This window comes from Bradyrhizobium yuanmingense (assembly GCF_029167105.1).
GTDB lineage: Bacteria > Pseudomonadota > Alphaproteobacteria > Rhizobiales > Xanthobacteraceae > Bradyrhizobium > Bradyrhizobium yuanmingense_A.
In genome coordinates, this window is the sequence record NZ_JARFML010000050.1 from 1 (window position 1) to 19,873 (window position 19,873).

Annotated in this window: 13 protein-coding genes and 2 pseudogenes; 2 read left to right on the plus strand and 13 right to left on the minus strand. The window is 58.9% G+C overall.

Translation table 11 applies throughout. The features are described 5' to 3' along the window. Nucleotides 1–197: 197 nt before the first annotated feature. Nucleotides 198–923, minus strand: coding sequence for an FkbM family methyltransferase (locus P0R31_RS37120; protein ID WP_275519945.1), 726 nt, complete (start codon nt 921–923; stop codon nt 198–200). Between the two features lie 865 nt (nt 924–1,788). Next, the gene (locus P0R31_RS37125; protein ID WP_275519947.1) at nt 1,789–3,486 is read right to left on the minus strand and encodes an outer membrane beta-barrel protein; all 1,698 of its coding nucleotides are present in this window, start codon (nt 3,484–3,486) and stop codon (nt 1,789–1,791) included. Nucleotides 3,487–4,186: 700 nt separating this feature from the next. Between P0R31_RS37125 and P0R31_RS37130 the strand changes: the two genes are divergently transcribed. Next, nucleotides 4,187–4,489, plus strand: coding sequence for a hypothetical protein (locus P0R31_RS37130; protein WP_275519949.1), 303 nt, complete (start codon nt 4,187–4,189; stop codon nt 4,487–4,489). A gap of 261 nt (nt 4,490–4,750) precedes the next feature. On the opposite strand, the gene P0R31_RS37135 is transcribed toward P0R31_RS37130, so the two are convergent. From P0R31_RS37135 to P0R31_RS37160, 6 genes and pseudogenes are all read right to left on the minus strand, one after another. Further along, complete coding sequence (locus P0R31_RS37135; RefSeq protein WP_275519992.1) at nt 4,751–6,112, minus strand: M16 family metallopeptidase; 1,362 nt, start codon at nt 6,110–6,112, stop codon at nt 4,751–4,753. Then, nucleotides 6,109–7,502: pseudogene (locus tag P0R31_RS37140) on the minus strand (M16 family metallopeptidase). Before P0R31_RS37140 ends, P0R31_RS37135 begins: the two are co-directional and overlap by 4 nt. A 1,450-nt stretch (nt 7,503–8,952) precedes the next feature. After that, nucleotides 8,953–10,659: an alkaline phosphatase family protein gene (locus P0R31_RS37145; protein ID WP_275519951.1), complete on the minus strand. Its 1,707-nt coding sequence runs from the start codon at nt 10,657–10,659 to the stop codon at nt 8,953–8,955. A 698-nt stretch (nt 10,660–11,357) separates the two neighbouring features. Then, a complete protein-coding gene (locus tag P0R31_RS37150) occupies nt 11,358–12,764 on the minus strand; it encodes an MATE family efflux transporter (RefSeq protein WP_430516887.1) in 1,407 nt (468 codons plus the stop codon). 854 nt (nt 12,765–13,618) lie between these two features. Further along, complete coding sequence (locus tag P0R31_RS37155; protein ID WP_275519953.1) at nt 13,619–13,753, minus strand: hypothetical protein; 135 nt, start codon at nt 13,751–13,753, stop codon at nt 13,619–13,621. A gap of 345 nt (nt 13,754–14,098) precedes the next feature. After that, nucleotides 14,099–14,446, minus strand: a complete 348-nt coding sequence (locus P0R31_RS37160; protein ID WP_275519955.1) for a hypothetical protein — start codon at nt 14,444–14,446, stop codon at nt 14,099–14,101. A gap of 125 nt (nt 14,447–14,571) precedes the next feature. On the opposite strand from P0R31_RS37160, the gene P0R31_RS37165 reads away from it, so the two are divergent. Next, nucleotides 14,572–14,778 carry a cold-shock protein gene (locus P0R31_RS37165; protein WP_260380644.1) on the plus strand — a complete coding sequence of 69 codons (207 nt, stop codon included), beginning with the start codon at nt 14,572–14,574 and terminating at the stop codon, nt 14,776–14,778. A gap of 420 nt (nt 14,779–15,198) precedes the next feature. Here the strand turns inward: P0R31_RS37165 and P0R31_RS37170 are convergent, their stop codons facing one another. The 5 genes and pseudogenes from P0R31_RS37170 to P0R31_RS37190 form a co-directional block, all read right to left on the minus strand. Then, on the minus strand, nt 15,199–15,591 hold the full coding sequence (locus P0R31_RS37170) for a type II toxin-antitoxin system HicB family antitoxin (protein WP_275519957.1): 393 nt from the start codon (nt 15,589–15,591) through the stop codon (nt 15,199–15,201). A 71-nt stretch (nt 15,592–15,662) separates the two neighbouring features. Then, nucleotides 15,663–15,837: pseudogene (locus P0R31_RS37175) on the minus strand (type II toxin-antitoxin system HicA family toxin); the annotation flags it as partial. A gap of 429 nt (nt 15,838–16,266) precedes the next feature. After that, the gene (locus P0R31_RS37180; protein ID WP_275519959.1) at nt 16,267–17,490 is read right to left on the minus strand and encodes an MFS transporter; all 1,224 of its coding nucleotides are present in this window, start codon (nt 17,488–17,490) and stop codon (nt 16,267–16,269) included. 20 nt (nt 17,491–17,510) lie between these two features. Further along, nucleotides 17,511–18,746 carry an ATP-grasp domain-containing protein gene (locus tag P0R31_RS37185; RefSeq protein ID WP_157286696.1) on the minus strand — a complete coding sequence of 412 codons (1,236 nt, stop codon included), beginning with the start codon at nt 18,744–18,746 and terminating at the stop codon, nt 17,511–17,513. Next, nucleotides 18,676–19,872 carry a saccharopine dehydrogenase C-terminal domain-containing protein gene (locus P0R31_RS37190; RefSeq protein ID WP_275519961.1) on the minus strand — a complete coding sequence of 399 codons (1,197 nt, stop codon included), beginning with the start codon at nt 19,870–19,872 and terminating at the stop codon, nt 18,676–18,678. Before P0R31_RS37190 ends, P0R31_RS37185 begins: the two co-directional genes overlap by 71 nt. Nucleotide 19,873 lies beyond the last annotated feature (1 nt).

The following is a 19,873-nucleotide window of genomic DNA, read 5'->3' on the forward strand; positions in this document are numbered from 1 at the left end:
GGCTCAACCTGATCGAGGGCTTCTTCTCCAAATTTGCTCGCTCGGTGTTGCGCCACATCCGGGTGACATCAAAACACGAGCTGAAGCAACGCATCATGGCCGGCATCGACGACGTGAACCGCCATCCGGTCATCCACACCTGGTCCTATAAACTCGCCGAGGCCGCCTGATATGATTCGAACCAAGGAAACGCTCGACTAGGTCACTCGCTCGAAGATAACGTTGTTATCAGTCATTGCAGCAAGCCGATATGATCTGCATTCCATCAGATTGATAATTCGAGCTCTGTTACCCTTCAGAAAATGCTCACTCGGCTCGCACTGAATAATGCTCGGCCTGATGCGCTCGTACTCAATGGCCTTGACGAGATCGTGATCAAGTCCTTCACAATCGATCGACAAGAAATCGATCTTGTCGGCATAGGCATTCAATAGCTCATTTATACCAAGAGCGCTTACCTCGATATGTTCTCGAACGCCTCCCAAGCCGTCGAAATCCCCGAAGCTCTCAATATGCGCTTCATCCACTGAGGAAAGCTCATGCGCGTTTCCGATGATAAGCGTGGCAGACGGCTTCGGCGCCGGCAAGACAACTGATGGCACGAGAATGTCTTTCGGCCGCGCAGTGCTGATCAGTGCACCAAGTTCAGGATTGGGTTCGACCAAAACACCTCGCGCGCCTCTTTGGTACATAAGATACGTGCTCGAGGTAGAAATGGGGTGATTAGCGCCGATCTCGACATAGAACACACTGTCCCAGGTTCTTTGGCTTTTGCAGAGCCTTGCAGCCATGATCCCTTCAACAATCACGTCTTCTCCGCCTTGTGCGTAGCTAAGTGGGGCGAAGTGCTTGATTCGAGAGTTCGGAAGCTTCAGCCGGTCGATCTCGCGGTTTATGGACTGATTTTCGAACTCGGACAACATGGGATGGCTCACTCCCTCAACATTATGTGTGATCTTAGCGCAAGGCCGCCCAGGAGCGGTTTGCCTAGCACGGCTCTCACTGATCATCGTAGCAATCGGTGTGCCACGAGGAGATGTGACGCTCGCCTGCTTAAGTGCGTGCTCGACCGAATGTCTCATCGAATGGCAGCCGCTACACTTTGTCCAGTTCGCGACATGCACGCCATCAACCTAACGTCCGCGGTCTGATAAACATCTTAAAGGACGATGTCGTACGCAATGACGGTGTCACATGAAAGAGCTCGTCGTTTGCGCTTCAAACACTGACATGCAGTTAAGCCCATCTACGAACGCATCTATCACTTGAAGCATTTTCCGGACATCGGTTGCTCGTACCTTGCGTTAGCACGGCGATCTCCCCCACACCGCCGCTGAGATGCGGCATCGTCTGAGTAACAGAACCTGTGTGAGCGAAGCTGTTCAATCATACAACCGCATCAGCGCGCCGCGACCGAACCTGGAATGGCGCATCCGACCTCAAACACGCTTCAAAGACTCGCACGCGCATCTGGCCTCCTATCCGTTTCATGCCGATAACGTATCGCAAGTACACGCAAGTCTGCCCCAGTTGTTGCATTACAAACTGCGGCAGCAACCAAACAGCTGATTCCGGAGCCATCTACATCAACGCCGATGGAATTAGCCGAGCAGGGCGCTCGCACTAATTCAAACAAAACTCGCGCAATCGTAAATTGCCCGCGCAGATACCATGCTGGCCGAAGGATCTAAGATGCCGCTGTAGGCAGCCATAGCAATTACCAGATCTTCGCACGCTCGACGTTGGATTCTAGATCAACGTCGAGCGGACGCAGCTGGAGCGCGCAACTCAGTCAAACTTGTAGGAGGCCTGGAAGAACGTGCCCCATCGCTCCATCCGATAGTTTGAAGAAAAAGGCCCCTCGGTTACAGGATAGGAGTTCTTCGCCTTGGCTTCGGTCTGGAACAGCTCACTTGGGTCTGGAGTCCACATTGCCCAATAGCGGCCGCCGATGCCAACGCTAACGTTCTTAGTGATAGAGTAGGATAGGGCTGCCTCGAGCTGCACACCACCGCCACCACTCCCGCGTTGATCGGCGAAGGTCGTGGAACCGCGCAGCAGATGGTTGTCTCGCCCGCGAAAATCTGTCCATGGCAAGTAAGCAACGTCAGCGCTAATACGCCAGCGATCAAGCAAGGTGGTCTCTGCGCTGATGCCGACGCGCAGCGCATTCCAATCAGTGTCTTGGCTGCCGATTATCCTTCTATCGCCCGCCGCAAGGCAACGTCCATCGTTGGAGGAGGCCGTCTGCACACATCCGATCGAGTCGGACTTCTGGCCGTAGTAGCTCCAGCCCATGAACCCGCCAACCTTGTAAGTGCTGCCGCGCAGGAAATCGTAACCGGCATCGGTGGTGTAATACGTGAACCTTCCGTTGGCCTGCCCGGATAGTGTGTTGCGATAAGTGAGCGAGTGATAAGGAGGCGCAGACATGCCCCAATCTTCATCGTTCATATTTCCATTGTTGAAGCGCCCGAACCCGATATTGCCCTTCAGGAAGATTCCCCAGGGGCTATCCAGCCGTTCGAACAACTCACCGGAAAGCCCATCCAGCCCATGATAGGTGAGCCTTGATATAATGTCGGTACTCCCGGCGTCCCATTGAAACCTCCCTCGGCTTAACCACACTCGTGTGCCGCCTTCCAGCGACCACCCGTCAGCAAGGCCACTGCGCGAGGCGCTGACAGTCGGCTTCGTTGTGTATAGCGACCGATCTGACCACTGATGTGCGTCAAAATGGTAGTTCAGTCCAAGCTTTCCGATGTGATAGCTGCTCGATAGGCCGGTGGTGTTGGCGGGGACGGTTTCGAACGGCGGACCTTGTAGGGTCGGAGGAGACGCAACACTTGGTCCGTTGAATCTCAGGTAATCGTACTCAAGGCTCACGGACCATGCGTTCGTGAGTGCTTGCTCGACGCCTAAGCCGACTGTGCCACCGACACGACCATAGTCGAAATGGGTGGAATTCTGTGTCGCCAAAAATGGGTAAGCGCGCCTAACGAGTTCGCCGTTGCTGGCGATAGTGCCGCTATTGTGCTGCCAGGCCAAGCCCCCCTTGAGATAAACAAGTGTTTGGCCATGCGGGCCGAACGCATACCCAAGGCGACCTGTCCCGGTAGCAAAGACGTTTGGACCGGCGCTGCAGTTCGCACTGAGGATAGAGCTGGAGGCGGCAAGACACGTGTATCTGCCGTCCGAGACAGCGCGACTAGCATCCAGTTCAACGCCGAAAACCCAGCGCTCGCTCTGCCAGTTGTAGCCGATCTGAGCTCCGGCCAGGAAGACAGGGGTGTCGACAACGTCGCCATAGAGTGACTGGCCATAGGGGTCGCTGAATGATGTTCGCCCGTAGCCCCCGCCGACGTGCCCGCCGATATATCCTCCGGTCCACCTCCAGACTGCGGGTGTGACCTCTGCCGAATTGACGGCACTGCCTGTAACGAGCGCAGCTGTTATGACGCCGCAGAAAAGAAGTTGGGATCGCATTTCACCTCACGAACACAGACGCGCGCCACCTTGCAACGACAACCAAATGGTGGACGTTGTTGGTGCCTCTTCCACAGCGGTTGTGGTTTGCAGGATCTAGGCCAGCGGACGCAATGCGCATTCGCTGCGGTTTTAGACCTCGATGTTGTCTTCGCAACAAGATCGGTGGATTTTGAAACAGGCCGAGCTGAGGCCAGACACGAAACGCATGCTGCACGCCGGCTCCGGCCGATTGGATAGATCGTGAATGCTCCCGCGAAGAGTCCTTATCTCTTGCTCCACGCTTCTCGGCTGGACGGCTCGTCGGTCCCTGACGACAACAGGGAAGCCGATGAGGACGTCCACATCGCTGGCGACGAGCTCGGAGACGGCGACGCAAGCGCCCTCAGGAAGACTGCAGAGAACCTTGCTGTTTCGGGGACTCGACCCGCAAGCCTTTTAGGAGTTGTCAGATGTGCGGTTAGCGGTGATTGTCTCTCCTTCGTGTTCCTCGGCCGCTTCTTCTCACGCAACGTCGTACTCAATCGGGCATGTCAGATCGAAGGATCGTCGGTTCGAGCGCCGCCTCGCTCCTACCGCTGCGACAGGCGCCACCCGGATCGAGGTGGAAGTCTAGAAAGTCTCCAGCTCAGCGACGGGCCGTCTGGGCGGCACTCTTCATTTTGAAGATCCTGGGTGACGCAAGGCATCGAGTCCTCTCATGGCTTCCTTTGTTATAATTTTTTGCTGCCCTAATCATAGATCTTTCATTTTGCCTGCGGTTGCGCATCAATGGCGCGTTTTCGCAAGTCACCATTTCTTGGCGGAGCTGGCTGCAAAGTCTTATAATTATTTCTCCGTTCGGAAGCGGGAAGAAATGGCTAACGGCAATCGAGCAGGCGATGAAGAACTATCCGCAAACACGTGGCGCCTTGCTTTTGGCTATATGCTATTGAGCGTCGTGCTCATTGCTGCCGGTGGACACACTTTCTATGATTTTGAGGCCTTTGTCTTGTGGCTTTAGCTCGGCGTCAACCCTGGTTTTCATCAGTTTTGACCGTTCCGACTAAGCCATAGGCTCTAAATATCCATCCTGTAGATGTCTCGGGGTTCGCGGGAAACACAGTTTTCGCTCAGTGGTGGCGGATCAAGCCAGCAGGATCATCAGCTACACCAGCCACTTGGCACGATCGCGCTTAGAGTACTGGCTGCTGGTCACCACGGTGCGGGATCATGAAGAGATCGATGGCCGGGACGAGGCCGGCCATCTGAAGAGACGACGTAGTTACTGCAACTGTGGTGCCGGCGGGGTCGCTGCCTGTACGGCTTGGGGAGCGCGCCCGACCACGACGGTAAGAAGCCCTTTGCCCCACAGGCGCCTCGCAGCCTTTCTGGCATCTTCCAGCGTGACCGCATCGATGATAGCGTCGCGTTTCGCAATATAGTCGATCGGCAACTTATCGATCTGATATTGCAGCAGCTCATGGGCCAGCTTGGACGAGGTGTCGAGTCCGAGCATTTGCGAGCCCTTGAGATAGGACTTGGCATCGTCGAGCTCCTTTTGGGTCGGACCTTCCTCGGCAATGAGGCGGACCTCCTTCTCGACGGCTTCAATGGTGTCGCCGGCGCGGTCGGCGCGCGTGCCGGTATCGCCGCTGTGCACGGCCGAATGCTCCATCCATTTTAGCCGTTCGTATGCAAAATAGGCCAGCCCCTGCTTCTCGCGCACTGCACGAAAGAGCCGGGAAGACAAACCTGCGCCACCGAGAATGTGGTTGACGATATAGGCCGCCATGAAGTCCGGATCGCTGCGCTTCACACCGGGCCCGCCGAAGCTGATTGCCGTCTGCGGGACGTCGAGGGGCACGTAGGCCAAACGCGGCGGCGCGGCCGCTTCGACATCGGCGACCGGCTTGAGCTGCGCCTTGGCTGGTAGGCTGCCAAAGGTCTGGTCGAGCAGTTTACCTAGCGTTGCCGAATCAATGTCGCCGACCACCGCGACCTTCAGCGTGTCCTTGGCAAGCACACGGCCGACATAGTCCTTCAAGTCTGCTCCTGTGATGGTGGGAACACTCTCGAGAGTGCCCTTGGCCTGACGTCCGTAGGGGTGGTCACCAAAGGCGACTTCTAGGAATTTGCGGCTCGCCAGCGCGGTCGGCTCCGTGGTCTCGTGGCGCAGGCCCGAGATCACCTGCGAGCGGATGCGTTCGACATCGACGCTGTCGAAGTGCGGCGAGGTCAGTGCGGTTCTGAGCAGGTCAAAGGCCTCGTCCTTGTTGTCGCGCAGCATGCGCAGGCTGCCGCGGAACGTGTCGGGGGTGGCGCTGAAGGAGAGTTCGATGGCACGGCGGTCGAGCCGCTCATGGAACGTCTTGGAGTCGAGATCGCCGGAACCTTCGTCGAGCAGATTGCCTACGAGATTGGCGACACCCGGTTTGTCAGCAGGGTCCTGCGCCGCTCCGCCGGCAAAGGAATACTCCATGGCAATCAGCGGCACTGTGGCGTCCTGGACGAACCAGGCCTCGATGCCCCCCGGCGAGACGACGCGTTGGATCTTTGCCGCCGCCTGTGATGGCGAGACGGTCGCGAGCGCAAGGGCGGCGCCGGTGGCAAGGGAGAATGCAACTCGAAGGAAAGAATAGGTCACGAACGCTTCTCCTCGTGCTTGGGGGCGGTGGTCTCCTTGATCAGATAACCGGTGACCGAGCGCTTCTTCTCGAGCCATGTTTGCGCGACGGTGCGGACTTGTTCCGCAGTGACGGCACGGATGCGGTCCGGCCGGCTTCGGATATCCTCAATGGACAGACCCGTGCTCAGCGCTTCTCCATACTGGTAGGCTAGAACCATCTGGTTGTCTTCGGCATAGATCGCGTCCGCGATTAGCTTGGTCTTGACCCGTGCCAGATCTTCGGCGCGGATCTGGTTCCGCGCTATGTCAGCGATGACGCTGTCGATCACCTGCTCGATTTCAGCGAAGCTGACGCCGGGTTTCGGCGAGGCCGTGATCGCGAACTCAGTTGGGTCGAGCGAGATGCTCGAATAGCTCGCGTTGGCGGAGACCGCGAGCGGCTTGTCGACGACGAGGGCGCGGTAGAGATAGGAATTGCTGCCGCCGCCCATCAATTGCGCGAGCACTTCGATCGCGGCGCTCTCGCCGGGATCCGCAGTTGTTGCCGAGGGCACCACATAAGCGCGCGTGACGCTTTGTTGCTCGACGCGGGGATCGGACAACGTGACGGAGCGCGACGCGGCCGTTTCCGGCTCCTGCGTACGGACGCGCCGCGCCGGGATCGCGGGCTGGGCGGGAATCGAGCCGAAATTGCGCTCGACCAGCGGGCGGATTTCGGCGGCGTCGACGTCACCGGCGATCACCAGGATCGCGTTGTTCGGCGCATAAAAGCGACGATAGAAGGCGAGCGCATCCTTACGATCGAGCTTTTCGATCTCATGGCGCCAGCCGATTATCGGCCGACCATAGGGGTGATTGAGGTAAAGCGCGGCCATAATTTGCTCGTCCAGACGCGCGTTGGGACTGTTTGCCACGCTCATGTTGTACTCCTCGAGCACCACGTCGCGCTCGGGCAGCACTTGTTCGTCCTTAAGAACTAAGCCGTCATACGATCGGCCTCGAAGGCCAGCATGGTCGGCAATTGTTCGCGCGGGACGCGCTGGAAGTAGGCGGTGTAATCAACACTGGTGAAAGCGTTTTGATTGCCCCCGACGCGAGCCACGGTCTGGATGAATTCGTCGAGCGGATGTTTGCAGGTGCCCTTGAACATGAGATGTTCGAGGAAATGCGCCAGTCCGGACTTACCGGCTGGCTCGTCGGAGGAGCCTACCTTGTACCAGATCATCTCCGTCACCACTGGCGTGCGATGGTCGGGGATCACGACCACTTGAAGTCCGTTACTCAGCATGAAGCTGGTGGGCGGAGTCGATGAGGCCGTGGTTTGGGCAAACAGGCCGGCAGTGGACAGCGCGCAAGTCATCAGCAGTGCGGCAAGAAGGCGAGCCGCCGCCCATCGATATGAAGACATCACAATTTTTGTAGAGGCTCGAACCCAAGAGTTCGGGAAGAAAGTACGAGAGGTCGGTGGGCCTTTGGCCCCGGCGTCATTGATAATGTTCGTCAGCTGCTGGCTTGGCATGGTCGTTTGAGAGCTCCATAAAAGTCGTTGGCATGAGGAGTGAGGTCGCGATCGATTTCTTTCTCTGGCTGTCCGACAACTCAATCAAAGGCTCCTTACGCGATACTGTTGTCTTTCCGATGTGCTTGCGCATACCTAGAGCATTATTCGTGCCAAAGAAGCTCCTTCAAATGCAGCGGGAGCAGCCAGGACAGCGATATCGCAAGCTCAACATCGTCGGACATCTACATCCTCAATCGATTGTTGACCTGCGCGCCGCGTCGACTAACGCGTGCTGCTCATCGAAGTGAACCATCGGGCGCGCGAGCATAGTCGCAACCAGCCGCACCGACATGCGGTATTATGCGGAGCACATGGCCCGCAGGATTGGCTGGAAGCTGAGCAATTTTTCCTTGCTATCAACACTACACCGACGCTCAATCCGCCAAATTGACGGCACCGCTTGCAACGAGCGCGGCTGTTGTCGCGCCGCAAAAAAGAAGTTTGGATCGCGTTTCACCTCGCGAACACAGAACGCGCGTTACCTTGCAAGGAAGACCGAATGGCCGACGTGATGGGCGCCGCTTCCGCAGCGGTCGTGGTTTGCAGGATCTAAGGCGGACGCAATCCGTATTCGCGGCGGCTTTCGATCGCGATGTTGTGTTCGCAACAAGGTCGGTGCGTTTTCAAACAGGCGGCGCGTCTAAGGTCGGACACGAAACGCACCCTGCACGGCTTCGATCGATTGATTAAGTGAATGCCGTTCGCATCTGGCTCGCCAACACAAGCAGCACGACCATGAAGCCCAGCATGATAGCCGCGCTATTGGCCGGCTGTTCTTTTTGAACACAGTATTGACAATAGCTGCGGCCGAGCCCGCACCGACACTGGCGACGCCTATCGCACACGGAACCGACGGTACCTCTTCACAGCCTCCAACAGCAAACTCCGGCAGACCTGATATTAGAAAAACCGGTTCCTCGATCAGCAGCGTCCGAAAGACGTTATTCTCGCGATAGTTCTTTCAGCGGGACACGGGACGCCCTCTTGTCTCGAAGGTACGAGAGACCCAGCGCGATCGACCATCCTACTTGCCGTCCCAAGCGGTCAACGCCTTCAGGTAGGCATCTGTTTGGTCAACGCTCCTCGCCACATGTTCAGGTGGTCTGACATCCGGAAGGTGCGCCACTGCCTAAAGGTGTCAGCGGTCGGCGCGCCTCGATCGTTTGCGCGCTGTGACATGGCGACACTTCGCGCCATCCTTGCGCATGGTTGCCGATCACGCTCAGCCATGCGCTTACGAGCAAGAAGAAAGATGCACTGCGATGCTCCCCCTCTAATGGGCTTGCGTCGACACTCATTATGCCTGGTTGTTGAGACGATCCACCACGTCGGCAGAATCAAGATAGACTGCTCCACCGACCTGCACACGACGAAGGTGCTGGCGGTATGCGCCGCTGCTGGTCTCATACACATTTTCAATCGGCCGAGGCACGTCTCCACCCTGGTGGATGAAGACCTCAGTGAGGGCGCGACCCGTCATCGTTGCTGGCCGTGAGATGCCCAGAAGATTGAGCACTGAGGGCGCAAAATCGCAGATATTTGAGGGGACTTTTGAGACGAAGCCGTCTTTGACGAGCGGTCCTGCCAAAATGCCGACAGACGACATCTCTTTGGCATGCAGCCCGCCGTGCACTCCGAAGCCGACTGGCCCATCTGCACTCCAACTGCGGCCGATAAGACCAAATGGATCGAGGCCGCCATCCGACCGAAACGAGAACAGGATGTCCGCCGAGCGGGCATGGTCGGCGAACACCAATTGGCGGGCGAAGCTGCCGGGTGCAATGCCATTGACCGCCCCGCCCACGGTGAACACCGGACCGCACCAGGGCCTCTCGATCATTGCCCCGACCGCTCGGCGGATAACGCTCTGCGATGGCTCGGCGAGGTAAATTGCTCCAACTTGCCCAGGTATGACGATGGCATCGATCCCGGTCGCCAGCGCTGGGCCACAGCGCAGCCCCACAGCCCCAAGCGTTTCGAAGAGATCGGCCCGCCCATGCACCGTCACGTGCCCATGATCGGAGGCTGCAATCAGGTGCACGCCTTGGTACACGCCTTCAGCTTCCCACCAATCGAGTACGCGGCCAAACTGCCGATCGACAAAGCTGATCGCTTCGAGAGTCTTTCGCGCGCCTGTTCCATTAACGTGCGAGGAATTATCAGGCTCGCCGAACGAGAGAATTGTGACATCGGGCCGAATTTGAGGCCAGATGACGTCGAGGAACGCTGAAGTTAGAAAAGCTTGAGAGGCAAGATCTGGGGTGCCCAGGGGCGGCGGCGCAGGCGTCGGCCCCAGCAGGGTCTCCACCTGTCTGAGCATCTCGGCGGAGGTCGCGATGCAGGGGAAGTGCCCGGAGAGCGTCAACTGGCCGAGCTTTCGGGCCTTGTGGTTCAGCAGGCGCGTTGCCCCCGGCGAGTTTGAAGCCAGGACTGACAACGTCTTGCCGTTAGCCGCGAGGATCTCGCCAAGGGACGGCACACCGAGTAGATGGCCACCGCTCGCGGCATCAAGCTGCTCGATCAGACCCGCGTCACTTGTGTCGACCAGGCGCGGTGCCGGAAGGTGCCGGTCGAGATACTGGTTGCCGACGATGCCGTGCCGATCGGGCGTTGCGCCGGTGATGAGGCTCGTGAGCGCTATTCGTGTTTCGCTGGGATAAACGGTGCGCTGCCGGGCCAGCACCGCACCGCGGCGCTGAAGCCTGATCAGATTCGGCGTCAGCGATGGTTTGACGAGATCCGGCCGAAGCCCATCAAATAGTACGATGAGGACCCGATGCCGGTCCGGTCGGTTGGACATGATGGTAAGCTTTCGTCTAGCTGGTGGCACCAGCGGATCGGGGGCGGCGGGGGCTTGGTGCCACTCCAGCGCCTTTATCGCGGCGACCGACGCTGATCGCTTGCGGAAGAGTGATGCCGGTATGAAGCTCCCAGCCACGCTGACCAGAACTTCGCCGGCGTGCGGCCCGGTACTGAGCCCGGATGACTGGCGAGCGAGCGCCACCAGCTCTCCTCAGCCACAGACTGGGCCGGGGGAGATTGGGCGACGGCTGCGGCGCGAGCGGCTTCTGAGGGACGAGCTTGCCTAGGATACCGAGCAAGCCAACGGGAGCATTGCCTCGCAAACAAAATAGCAAGGGCCCGGTGCAATCGAACCTGCTCGACGCAGTAGCCGATCCTGATCTGGTCGACCATGCGGTTGAGCGGGGAATCGTGCCTGCCGCGAATCGCTTGGCGGCTTGATTCCGGTAATTGCGATACATCACGTGTGCTTGGCAGGAATTCCGCGGCTGCGGAGATCGCAGACAACCGACCAGCCTATGGCCAATCGACATGTTCGGTCGAGCGTCATCGCGACAGCGTGTTTTGCAATTGGCTAAGCCGCATGACTTGTCACAGCAATCGATTTCGAGGGTGGGACCCGTTGAGCCGTTCTGCCGGAGGTGACTCATTGGAAAGCTGGCGAGTTGCGAAAGACGCCTTGAGGAGGTTTACCCGCTCCCGAACGAACCCGCCACTTCGGTCATCTATTTTTGAAACGGAATGATGTAAAAATGCGATGTCGTGCCTCTCTTACGCTGAGGGCCGCGCTACGAAGCTCGATGTTTGATTGCAGTCAATCTTGAGTTTCGACCGGCTCGCATTTGGCCTGGTAAACGTCCTGGCGTATGGTCGCCGTTTGGCAGTAGTAATGCGCGCAAATCAGTGAGCGCGCCTTGTCACGCTGCGGAACCGCAAGACGAGAAGCGCCGCATAGATCGTGGTTCCCGTCGACAAGCCAATCCATATACCAGTTGCGCCAAGACAAGCTTTCAGACCGAGCCAATAGCTGAGGGGAAAGCCGATCAGCCACCAACCAATGATCGCAAACAGAAGCGGCATCCGCGTGTCCTTCAGTCCGCGCAGGCCGCCTGCGGCAATGCACTGGACAGCGTCGGTGATGAAGAGGGTTGCGGCGACAACGAGGAGCTCTGCAGCAAGGCCAGTCGTTGCCTCACCGGCCGATCTGCCCAGAAACAGCTTGACGATCTCGAAACGCGCGGCGATCAGCGCGAGCGTTAGCGATGCTGCTATGACAACACCGATCAGCATTGCTGCTAGATGTGCCCGCTTAGCGCCAGCAATGTCGTTGCGGCCGGCCGCATAGCCAACGCGCACGGCTGCGGCAGTGCCAACGCCCACATAAATCATGAACAGAATTGCGGCGATCTGTACAGCGATCTGATGAGCGGCCAGTGCACTGGTGCTGATCAAGCCTGCCAGGAGCGACGTGGCCCAAAATAGTCCCGACTCGATCCATGAAGCCATCGATATCGGCACTCCGATTGCGATGAGCTTTCGCATGACGCGCCAATCGAAACGCCAGAGATGGGCAAGCACATGGTAGTCACGGAACGGACGACGCAGTGCAGCGAACCACAAGCCGGCTAAAAACATGCTGCAGTTCACCAGCGTGGTCGCAACACCTGCCCCCAACAGGTCCAGCCGAGGAAGTCCAAGCTTTCCGTAGGCCAGCATATAAACCAGCAAAGCATTCAGGGGAGTCGCTGATAGCGTAATCCACAAGACCGGCTGTGGCCGATTGACCGCGCCCATGAAACTGCGGATGGCCAAGAACGAAAGTGCCGGCGCCGCGCAGAATCCTAACCCGAAGAGGTATTGCTGGGCGAGCCGCGCAACATCTGGGGCTTGGCCCAACGCAAGCAGTATTTGCTCTGCTCGCAGCGCCACAGCAATGATTGGGAAAGACAGGATCATGGCCGCCCATAACCCCATGCGCAGCGCACCCCGTACTGCGGCTAGATTATTTGCCCCAAACGCCCGCGCCGCCATGGGCGCGATGGCACTGAGTAGCCCCGCGCCGAAGGCGAAGCTAATGAGATAAAACCGGCCTGCCAGCGCGGCCGCAGCAAGCGCCTCGGCGCTGATCCGACTGATCAAGGCAAGATCAGTCGACATCATCGCGATCTGCCCAACCTGCGTCAGCACCATTGGCCACGCGAGTTTCGCGATTTCGCCAAGCTCGACAGCGAGACAATGCATGGCCGCCCGTCTCGTCACTTCTGGGCGCATATTAGATGTCGGCTTTGTCTCGGTTATTTTGTCCATGTCATCATGCTGCCGCTTGCCTAGGCGAGCGAAGCACTGCCTCTTTCTCGAAAGCATCACCTGCTTACGTGAACTCGTGCTCAGTCCGCGATACTGCTTCAACTGCAACCTCGTGCGGCCGCAAGTTCATAGGCCCAAAATGGAACGCAGCTGGCGCTGGGCTTCGATCAGCGCGGCCACGATTGTCGCATGCGAAAAGTAGAGGAGAGCTTGCAGATGCCGTCTCAAACTGATCGGCCGATTACCACTCGCTGCAATGGTGACGGCGCGCATTCGAGTCGAGCTAGGTCGATCCAGGCGAATTCATGCGGAGGCCCCTGAGTTGATGCCAAAGGTTGGAGGACCCGAACTCGGACCTGATCAACCCGATGAACTGAAGGCTCATCATCTCCTAAGCCATTCCTGCACTCCTGAGCAATCGATAGAGATCCCAACCCCTTCAAGGCTTGTGCCAACTGCGACAGCTGGATGCTCGCTTTCATCCCAAACCGACTTGTCGGCGGATCGACAGCATGTCGCAAATAAGACGATCGGCATCGCACGTTCAGCCTGAGTGGGCGCAATGCGACCACACAGTGAGTTGTGATTTCCATCGGTTATGAAGTCCTGCCGGGATGATCATCACGAGCTCTGAATGTTTGCGCTTGCTCGACTGGATCACAGATATCGATATGCAGTCATATCGATGAGCTGCGCGGCCTCGCTGACGGCCCATCGAAGACTAGCAGGCGACGGGTCTTGTCAGGGCGAACCAGACCTTCCCTGTCGTCAATCGCATCGTATGGTTGGAAGCTGTTGAACGGCATGAGCCATCGGTGCTGCTGGCCAAAGCCAGCGGCTCCAATGCGCGCTGTTCACGCTAAATTGGTGGTGCCCCTGTCCGGGTCTATGCCAAGCAGTTGCTTGAAATCGACCATCTTGCCATTGGCTTCGAGCTTCTTTTTCTGGGCGGGTCCAGTAGCGCTTGCTGCAATGGCGGCATGCTCCATCGCGCCACGACGATCTCGCGCCGGTCACCCATGCCATGCGCCAGCTTGCGGGTGGACTTCCGAGGCGACGAGAACATATTGCGAACGAAAGAGTCGGGTCCCAGATCGGCAGTCTCGCGAGGCGAGCCCAGCTCGGCTCCGACGAGCAGCACGATTCCGAGCGGAACGCTCGAAAGCTGCACGTGAAATGTGGTACTCTGGCGCGTTGGTTAGCCTACCCGGCAAAGTTTTTTCCGTTGAAAATCGATGATGTGCGCTACCTGCGTCGGGTAGCGGCGGCATTGTCTTGCTTTCATTGAGTCGTTACGTGCCCACATGAGCTTTCAGCTGTCCATCCTCAAGATACTAGCCGGGCAGCCCGGCGGCCGAGCCAGTCTTGAACTCGTCAAACAGCACTTGGCGATCTTTTACAGCAGCGGGCCCGAGTGGCCGGCGCGCATGAAGCGCATTGCGAGCCGCGAGCCGAACCTCGATATCTTCGGGCAAAGGCTGATCGCGCGAGAGGAAGGATATTGGATCATCACTGCGCAGGGACGAAAGATCCTCGAGAGGCTTGAGGTCCTTGATGCCACTGAGAAGCTCGATCAGTTCGTTGCGGGAGGCCAGCCCGAGACACAGGCCGAAGAGCCGGCGGGCGATGAGCGACCGCCTCTGCCGGCTGCGCCGCAAGGACTGATCGCCCGCAGGAGCCATCCTCGACGGAACCGATTGTGGACGCGTGAGGGACGCTCAGCGTGAGATGCAACTATCGTGCGGAAGTCCTTGTGATCGGTCAGCTCTTCCATAGATTCACAGACCTTCAATTTGGAGATTGTGCAGTGGCTATGGGAATTGTGAAGTGGTTCAACGCGACAAAGGGATACGGTTTCATCAGGCCGGAAGATGGGGGAGCTGACGTCTTCGTTCACATCAGCGCGGTCGAGAAGGCCGGCTACACTAATCTCGCGGAAGGCGCTCGAGTCAGCTACGAGCTGGTGGCTGATCGTTCGGGCAAGATGAGCGCCGAAGATCTGCGCATCGGCTGATCGACTCGCCTTAAGGAAACTGCCGGATCGTTCGGTGTCCTGAATTAGCTCCTTGCTTTCGCGAGAAGCATCGATAGGGCCTCAGCACGTTCCTTTGTGCCGCTGAGGCCGCTTCTTGTCCGACACTCGATCAGCGCTGTCGTCCGCTCCGAGCGTCGTCCGACATTGCAGCAACGGACGCGACAAACCTGTCGCTGCGTTAACGCGCGAATACTCGATCAGCTCGTCGATCCATTGGCCGAGCAACGATCGATCTTAGTATATAGGCAATAAGCGTCGCGAAAGCGACGGCAGATCAGCCGTAAAGTCCGATGAGGAACCGGATAGCGAGGAACGCGCCGGGACGCGGCGATGGCGGTAAGCCGAGCAAGGCGCCACGCGCCCAGCAATAGAGGCCGCTAACATCAACGTTAACGCTCTTTAGGCTGCCAACGCCTTCTTCGCTGCCTGAGCAAGGAAGCCAGAACGCGTGAAGCCTTGCTGCTCCACGTGTCGGTCAATCTCGCTCAGAACGTCCGCGGGCAGGGTGATGTTCACGCGGACGCTCTTTACCTCTTCGGCTGGGGCCGGGATCAAGACGGCAACGCCATCCTTGTTATCTGCATTGGCCATGATCTGCTCGAGAGACGAAGGCTCTGGAACGGCTTCACCATGCTCAGCCAATCCTCGAAGATGAAGGGCCAAAGCTTCCGCCGCCATCTCGCGAGCTTCGTCCAAAGTGCTTCCTGCGCTGATGACGCCAGGAAGATCAGGAAACGAGACGCCGTAGTCGCTATCTGCGTCCTTGTGAATTAGGGCGATGTAGTATCGCATGATGCTCTCCAGTGAGCCCCAGTGGCTCTCGCGGGCGCTATCCAGCGCCCGCTTATCTCAGCTTCAGTGCGGGACTGCTTTTCGATGCTCCGGACCGTTCCAATCGGAATGTCCGTCTTAGGGTGAGGGACCGTCACGCGCCCCGGTTTGATCGGATGCTTGAACTGAACGTGGCTGCCTTTCTGGGCCACCTCTCCAACCGTCGGCCTTTAGGGCTGCACCGACTTCATTGGTGTATAAATACACACTTTATGTTGATTGTCAACACACTAATCCACACGCGTGGCGTCTGCCGGCCTGGTCTCGACGCAAACTATCAGGCGATCGCCAAGGGCGAAGCGGCCTGGGCTTAAAGCGCAACGTGCTGCGGTCGCTATCTGCGCGAAAGATCGAGGCGCCGCTCTGACCAAACAATTTAGCCATAGGTGTAGGAGGCCACCGGCGGGCATGCCGGAGACTTCCTTGGAGGTAAACGTAAATGCATAGAGCCTTTTCTCGTATCTACTTTTGCTACCGTTTGGCTGAGACTCACCAGTTGCGCTGAGCGCGGAGCAGCAGTGTCAGCGTGTTCTGGTCTTTTAACGTGTAGGTCGCAGCTGGGGGCCGCCGCGCAGTAGGACCATGTGCTTGTCGAGCCGATCGTTGAAGTCCAGGCCGGCGGTGAAAAAGCGTTCTCTAGGATCGCTCGACGTCAATGCCATCCTGCGTGGCCTTCCGGCCACCAATATCCAGCATCTTGCTGCGAAAACGGTACAGCCACATCGCACCCAGACCATACACGGCGGCAATTCCCGCGAAAGCGAACGTGTTGTGAAGCTCCGCGCTGCCGAGCACAGCGCCAACAAAGTTGCCGAGTGCTTCTCCGAGACCCATACCGATGGCGTTGATGCCTAGCAAGGCGAGGTGATCCCTTCCCGGAGTATTCTGGACAAGCAACACCGCCAACGACGGCAGGGCGACAATCTCCACGACCGTCAACAATGCGACGGCGAGGTAGAGCGTGAACAGGTTCACGAACCCTGATAGCAGCGCGAAACACGCCAGGACCAGGACCGCCGACAAGATCAGCGACCCGACGTCGTCGACATGCGCGCGCTCGAGCGCCTTCATCAGCGGCATCGATGCCCCTACCACCAAGGCGGCATTGAGGCCGGCAATCGTCCAAACGGTTTCCGGGCCGGCCAACAAGCGGCCTAGCACGATCGGCGCAAACGAAAAGATCTGTGCCAGGGCGAACCACGTGAAGGCAGTCGCCACGAATACCAAGCGAAGGTCAGACCGCGTTGCGCTGTGCAGCAGCGACTTCCACCAGTTGCCGCCGCGGTCCAGTACTGGCAGCTCGTTCCCAAAAAAGGCATGGCAGACCAACCCACCCGACACCATCACCAAGCCGGTGACGAGGAAGGGGGCGTTCGGCGCCATTTGCACGTACAGCAGGCTCGAGAGCAACGGTCCCAGCGTGGCAGCGATATTCGTGCCCACGGCGAGCTTCGCTAGCATCAAACGGAGAGATTGATCCTCGCGCAGCCGGACCGTAATTACGCGCAGCAGCAAGCTGCACGACCCGTAAGCGGTGCCGACCATAAACAGTCCGAGCGCGGTCCCGACAAACGTGGCGCTCTCCGCCACGATGATATAGCCCGCCCCCATCACGAGATAGGTTGTCGTCAGGGCATAAAGCGTGGGAATGCGGTCCAGTAGTGGAGCGAATAAGGCGCGCGACGCTCGGCCGGAAGCGGACAGGAGCAGCAACAGAGTACCGACCTGAGCCGCCGAGAGCGATCGGTCGAGGAGATAGAGGCCGAGCACAGAGAGCGGCGCGAAGTAGCCGTAGTTATTGAGACAATTCTGAGCGAACACGTTCCAGAACATACGCTGCGCGGGCTTCAGTTGGAGCATGGTTGCGCGCGGGCTGTTCATCATTGAACGGTGATGGCGACCGCCATGATCATGCGCTCGAGCCGGTCCTTAACTTCGGTGGCGCTCGCCCCGGTGGCAAGCACATGACCAACGCGGTCGAACGAGTGGCGGACAGGCTTCACGGTGTCACCGACCTTGATCAACATCGCGGCACCGGCATAGCCAGGCATTTCGGACAGACGATCATATCCGGTGATTTCCGTCACCCTGCCGGCGGGCGGGACGAAGTATCGGATGCCGGCGGCTCCGTAGCGGGCCGCGGGAAGCATCACCAGGCCGGCATCAGCGCACAGCATCTGGGCAAACACACTCCCGTAATAAGCGATCCCGGTCACGTGCTGTGTCAGGTGCGTAATGTAGTCGCCTCCGGGTCGGGAGTGAATTTCCCCCATGACGATCTCGCCGGCATCGCAAGCCCAGAACTCCGCATGAAACATGCCGAAAGTCAGACCGACGGCATGCACGGCGCTCTGCACGACCGTGATCGCGCGCTCACGCAAAGCAGGCGGAAGATCGGCCGGCGCGACATGGCCGCACTCGACGAAATTGCCACCGCCGATCACGAATTTTTGCGTCAAGCTCAAGACCCTCGGCAAGCCACGGACACACAAGCCCTCCGCGCTGAACTCCCGGCCCTCGACGAACGATTCGAGCAAGAAGGGCCGCTCGCTTGCCGGCCTGAGCTGCGCAAGCGCAGTGGCAAGAGCCGTCGCGCTATCCACCAGAAAGACGTTCTCGCTGCCATACCCGATCATCGGCTTAAGGATGAGTTTGCGATGCCGACGCGAGAGCTCGGCAAACGCCTGATCGATTGCCTCGCCGGATCGGCACAGCCTGGCTTCCGGCTGAGCAAATCCGGCCGCCCGCAAGGTGTCTCGGCAGACAAACTTGTTGGTGGTGCACTCATGCGCACGCTCGCTGGGGCCCTTGAATCCAAAGCGGCGAACGAGCGCGGCGATCGCCGGCTGCGCTTTTTCTTTGAAACTGAATGCTCCGGCAAGAAGCTCGCGTCGGGGATATTTGCCAACCCACTTGAGACAGGCGCTCACATCCTCGAAGTCGAGGGGATGGACCTCATCGGCGAGATCATGCAATTGAACGGCCTGCGCGAGACGATTGGGCGTGTCCGTCAACACCACCCGCAAGCCTTGCGCCCGCGCCTGATCATAAAGGTGACGGGACTGAATCTGGCTCTCTCCCCCCAAGACCAGCAGTGCCTTCTTCCGCATCGTCATCGTATCTGTCCATTGTTATCTCGACACCTCGACGCGCGAGCCAGTCGAGCATGACGGGCGCTATCTGCGGGGTGATAATGGTCTCCGGATAATGAAATCCGCCAACGGCTTTTCCGGCGCCCGTCAGCCAGTTGACCAGGAACACCACGGGCAAGCAGGTGGCCAGAGCCATCGCGCGCACGTCGACGCGGTCGGTGAAGGTAAGCCGCAAACCCTGCACAGACCGCCGCCCGTGCAGACTTCCGGCGAGCTCGATTGCCAGAAGCGTCTTTGTCTGTTCGTTCTCCGCCAAGCCGAAGGTGCGCTGGGTGGCCCGCTCGAAAAGCTGCTTTGGGGTGAGGCCCGTATTTTCGTCCACGGCATCCTCGGCCAACACGCCGAGTTGATCGAGCAATGCGACCAGTTCGACATATCTGGTCCAACGCAATGTGCGTTGGTCGGCATCGACACCCGGCCGCGACAATTTCGGATGCTCCGAGAGCCGCGGCTGCATCCCGTCATGCCAGTGCTCGAGCACCCCGATGCCGGGCCAAGCGAGTTGTTGAACATCGGAAAATCGCGGAACGACGCAAAGGGCGCCATCGCGGATGCAATAGGCGTCGCGCTTGGCGAGTGGGAGGTGCGAAGTGCCGAAGAGCCTTTTGTAGCCGAGAGGATTGGCCGGGCGTGGCACTACGATCCCACCGCAGCAGATACGAAGGGACTGCACCTGCTCAGTGGATTCCAGCAGATAGCCCGCCAGGATCTCCGTCAGCCCCGGCTCCAGCCCGCAGGGCAGAACCGTCGCAAGACTCGGAGCTTGGATCAGCGCTTGCTGCACGCGTGGCACGTCCTCGGCAGCAGGCCGGCTGATACTCACCAGCAAACCACGTGTAGCGCGGCTCGCTAGGCTCTCGATCACACCCAGCGTGACCGGCCAACTGGCGGCACAGATCACGACGGGTGCGAGTTCTGCCTGCTGCGGCTGGTCGGTGCACAGGATCTCACATTTCCAAGCCTCGCGCGCAGCCGTGAGCGCGCTCATATCGCGGTCGATGAGGCGGACCGTCCAGTGCGGAAAGGCGTCGCGCAGCAGCGCCGCCATTCCCTTTCCCATCGCACCCGCGCCTATGACGTCCGTCTGCATG

Coding starts and splice junctions, on each gene's coding strand:
- P0R31_RS37150 (WP_430516887.1), bottom strand. CDS start 12,764: ATGGACAAAATAACCGAGACAAAGCCGACATCTAATATGCGCCCAGAA.
- P0R31_RS37130 (WP_275519949.1), top strand. CDS start 4,187: ATGGCTTCCTTTGTTATAATTTTTTGCTGCCCTAATCATAGATCTTTC.
- P0R31_RS37120 (WP_275519945.1), bottom strand. CDS start 923: ATGTTGTCCGAGTTCGAAAATCAGTCCATAAACCGCGAGATCGACCGG.
- P0R31_RS37160 (WP_275519955.1), bottom strand. CDS start 14,446: ATGGCTCCTGCGGGCGATCAGTCCTTGCGGCGCAGCCGGCAGAGGCGG.
- P0R31_RS37125 (WP_275519947.1), bottom strand. CDS start 3,486: ATGCGATCCCAACTTCTTTTCTGCGGCGTCATAACAGCTGCGCTCGTT.
- P0R31_RS37170 (WP_275519957.1), bottom strand. CDS start 15,591: ATGCGATACTACATCGCCCTAATTCACAAGGACGCAGATAGCGACTAC.
- P0R31_RS37155 (WP_275519953.1), bottom strand. CDS start 13,753: ATGGAGCATGCCGCCATTGCAGCAAGCGCTACTGGACCCGCCCAGAAA.
- P0R31_RS37180 (WP_275519959.1), bottom strand. CDS start 17,490: ATGCTCCAACTGAAGCCCGCGCAGCGTATGTTCTGGAACGTGTTCGCT.
- P0R31_RS37190 (WP_275519961.1), bottom strand. CDS start 19,872: ATGCAGACGGACGTCATAGGCGCGGGTGCGATGGGAAAGGGAATGGCG.
- P0R31_RS37185 (WP_157286696.1), bottom strand. CDS start 18,746: ATGACGATGCGGAAGAAGGCACTGCTGGTCTTGGGGGGAGAGAGCCAG.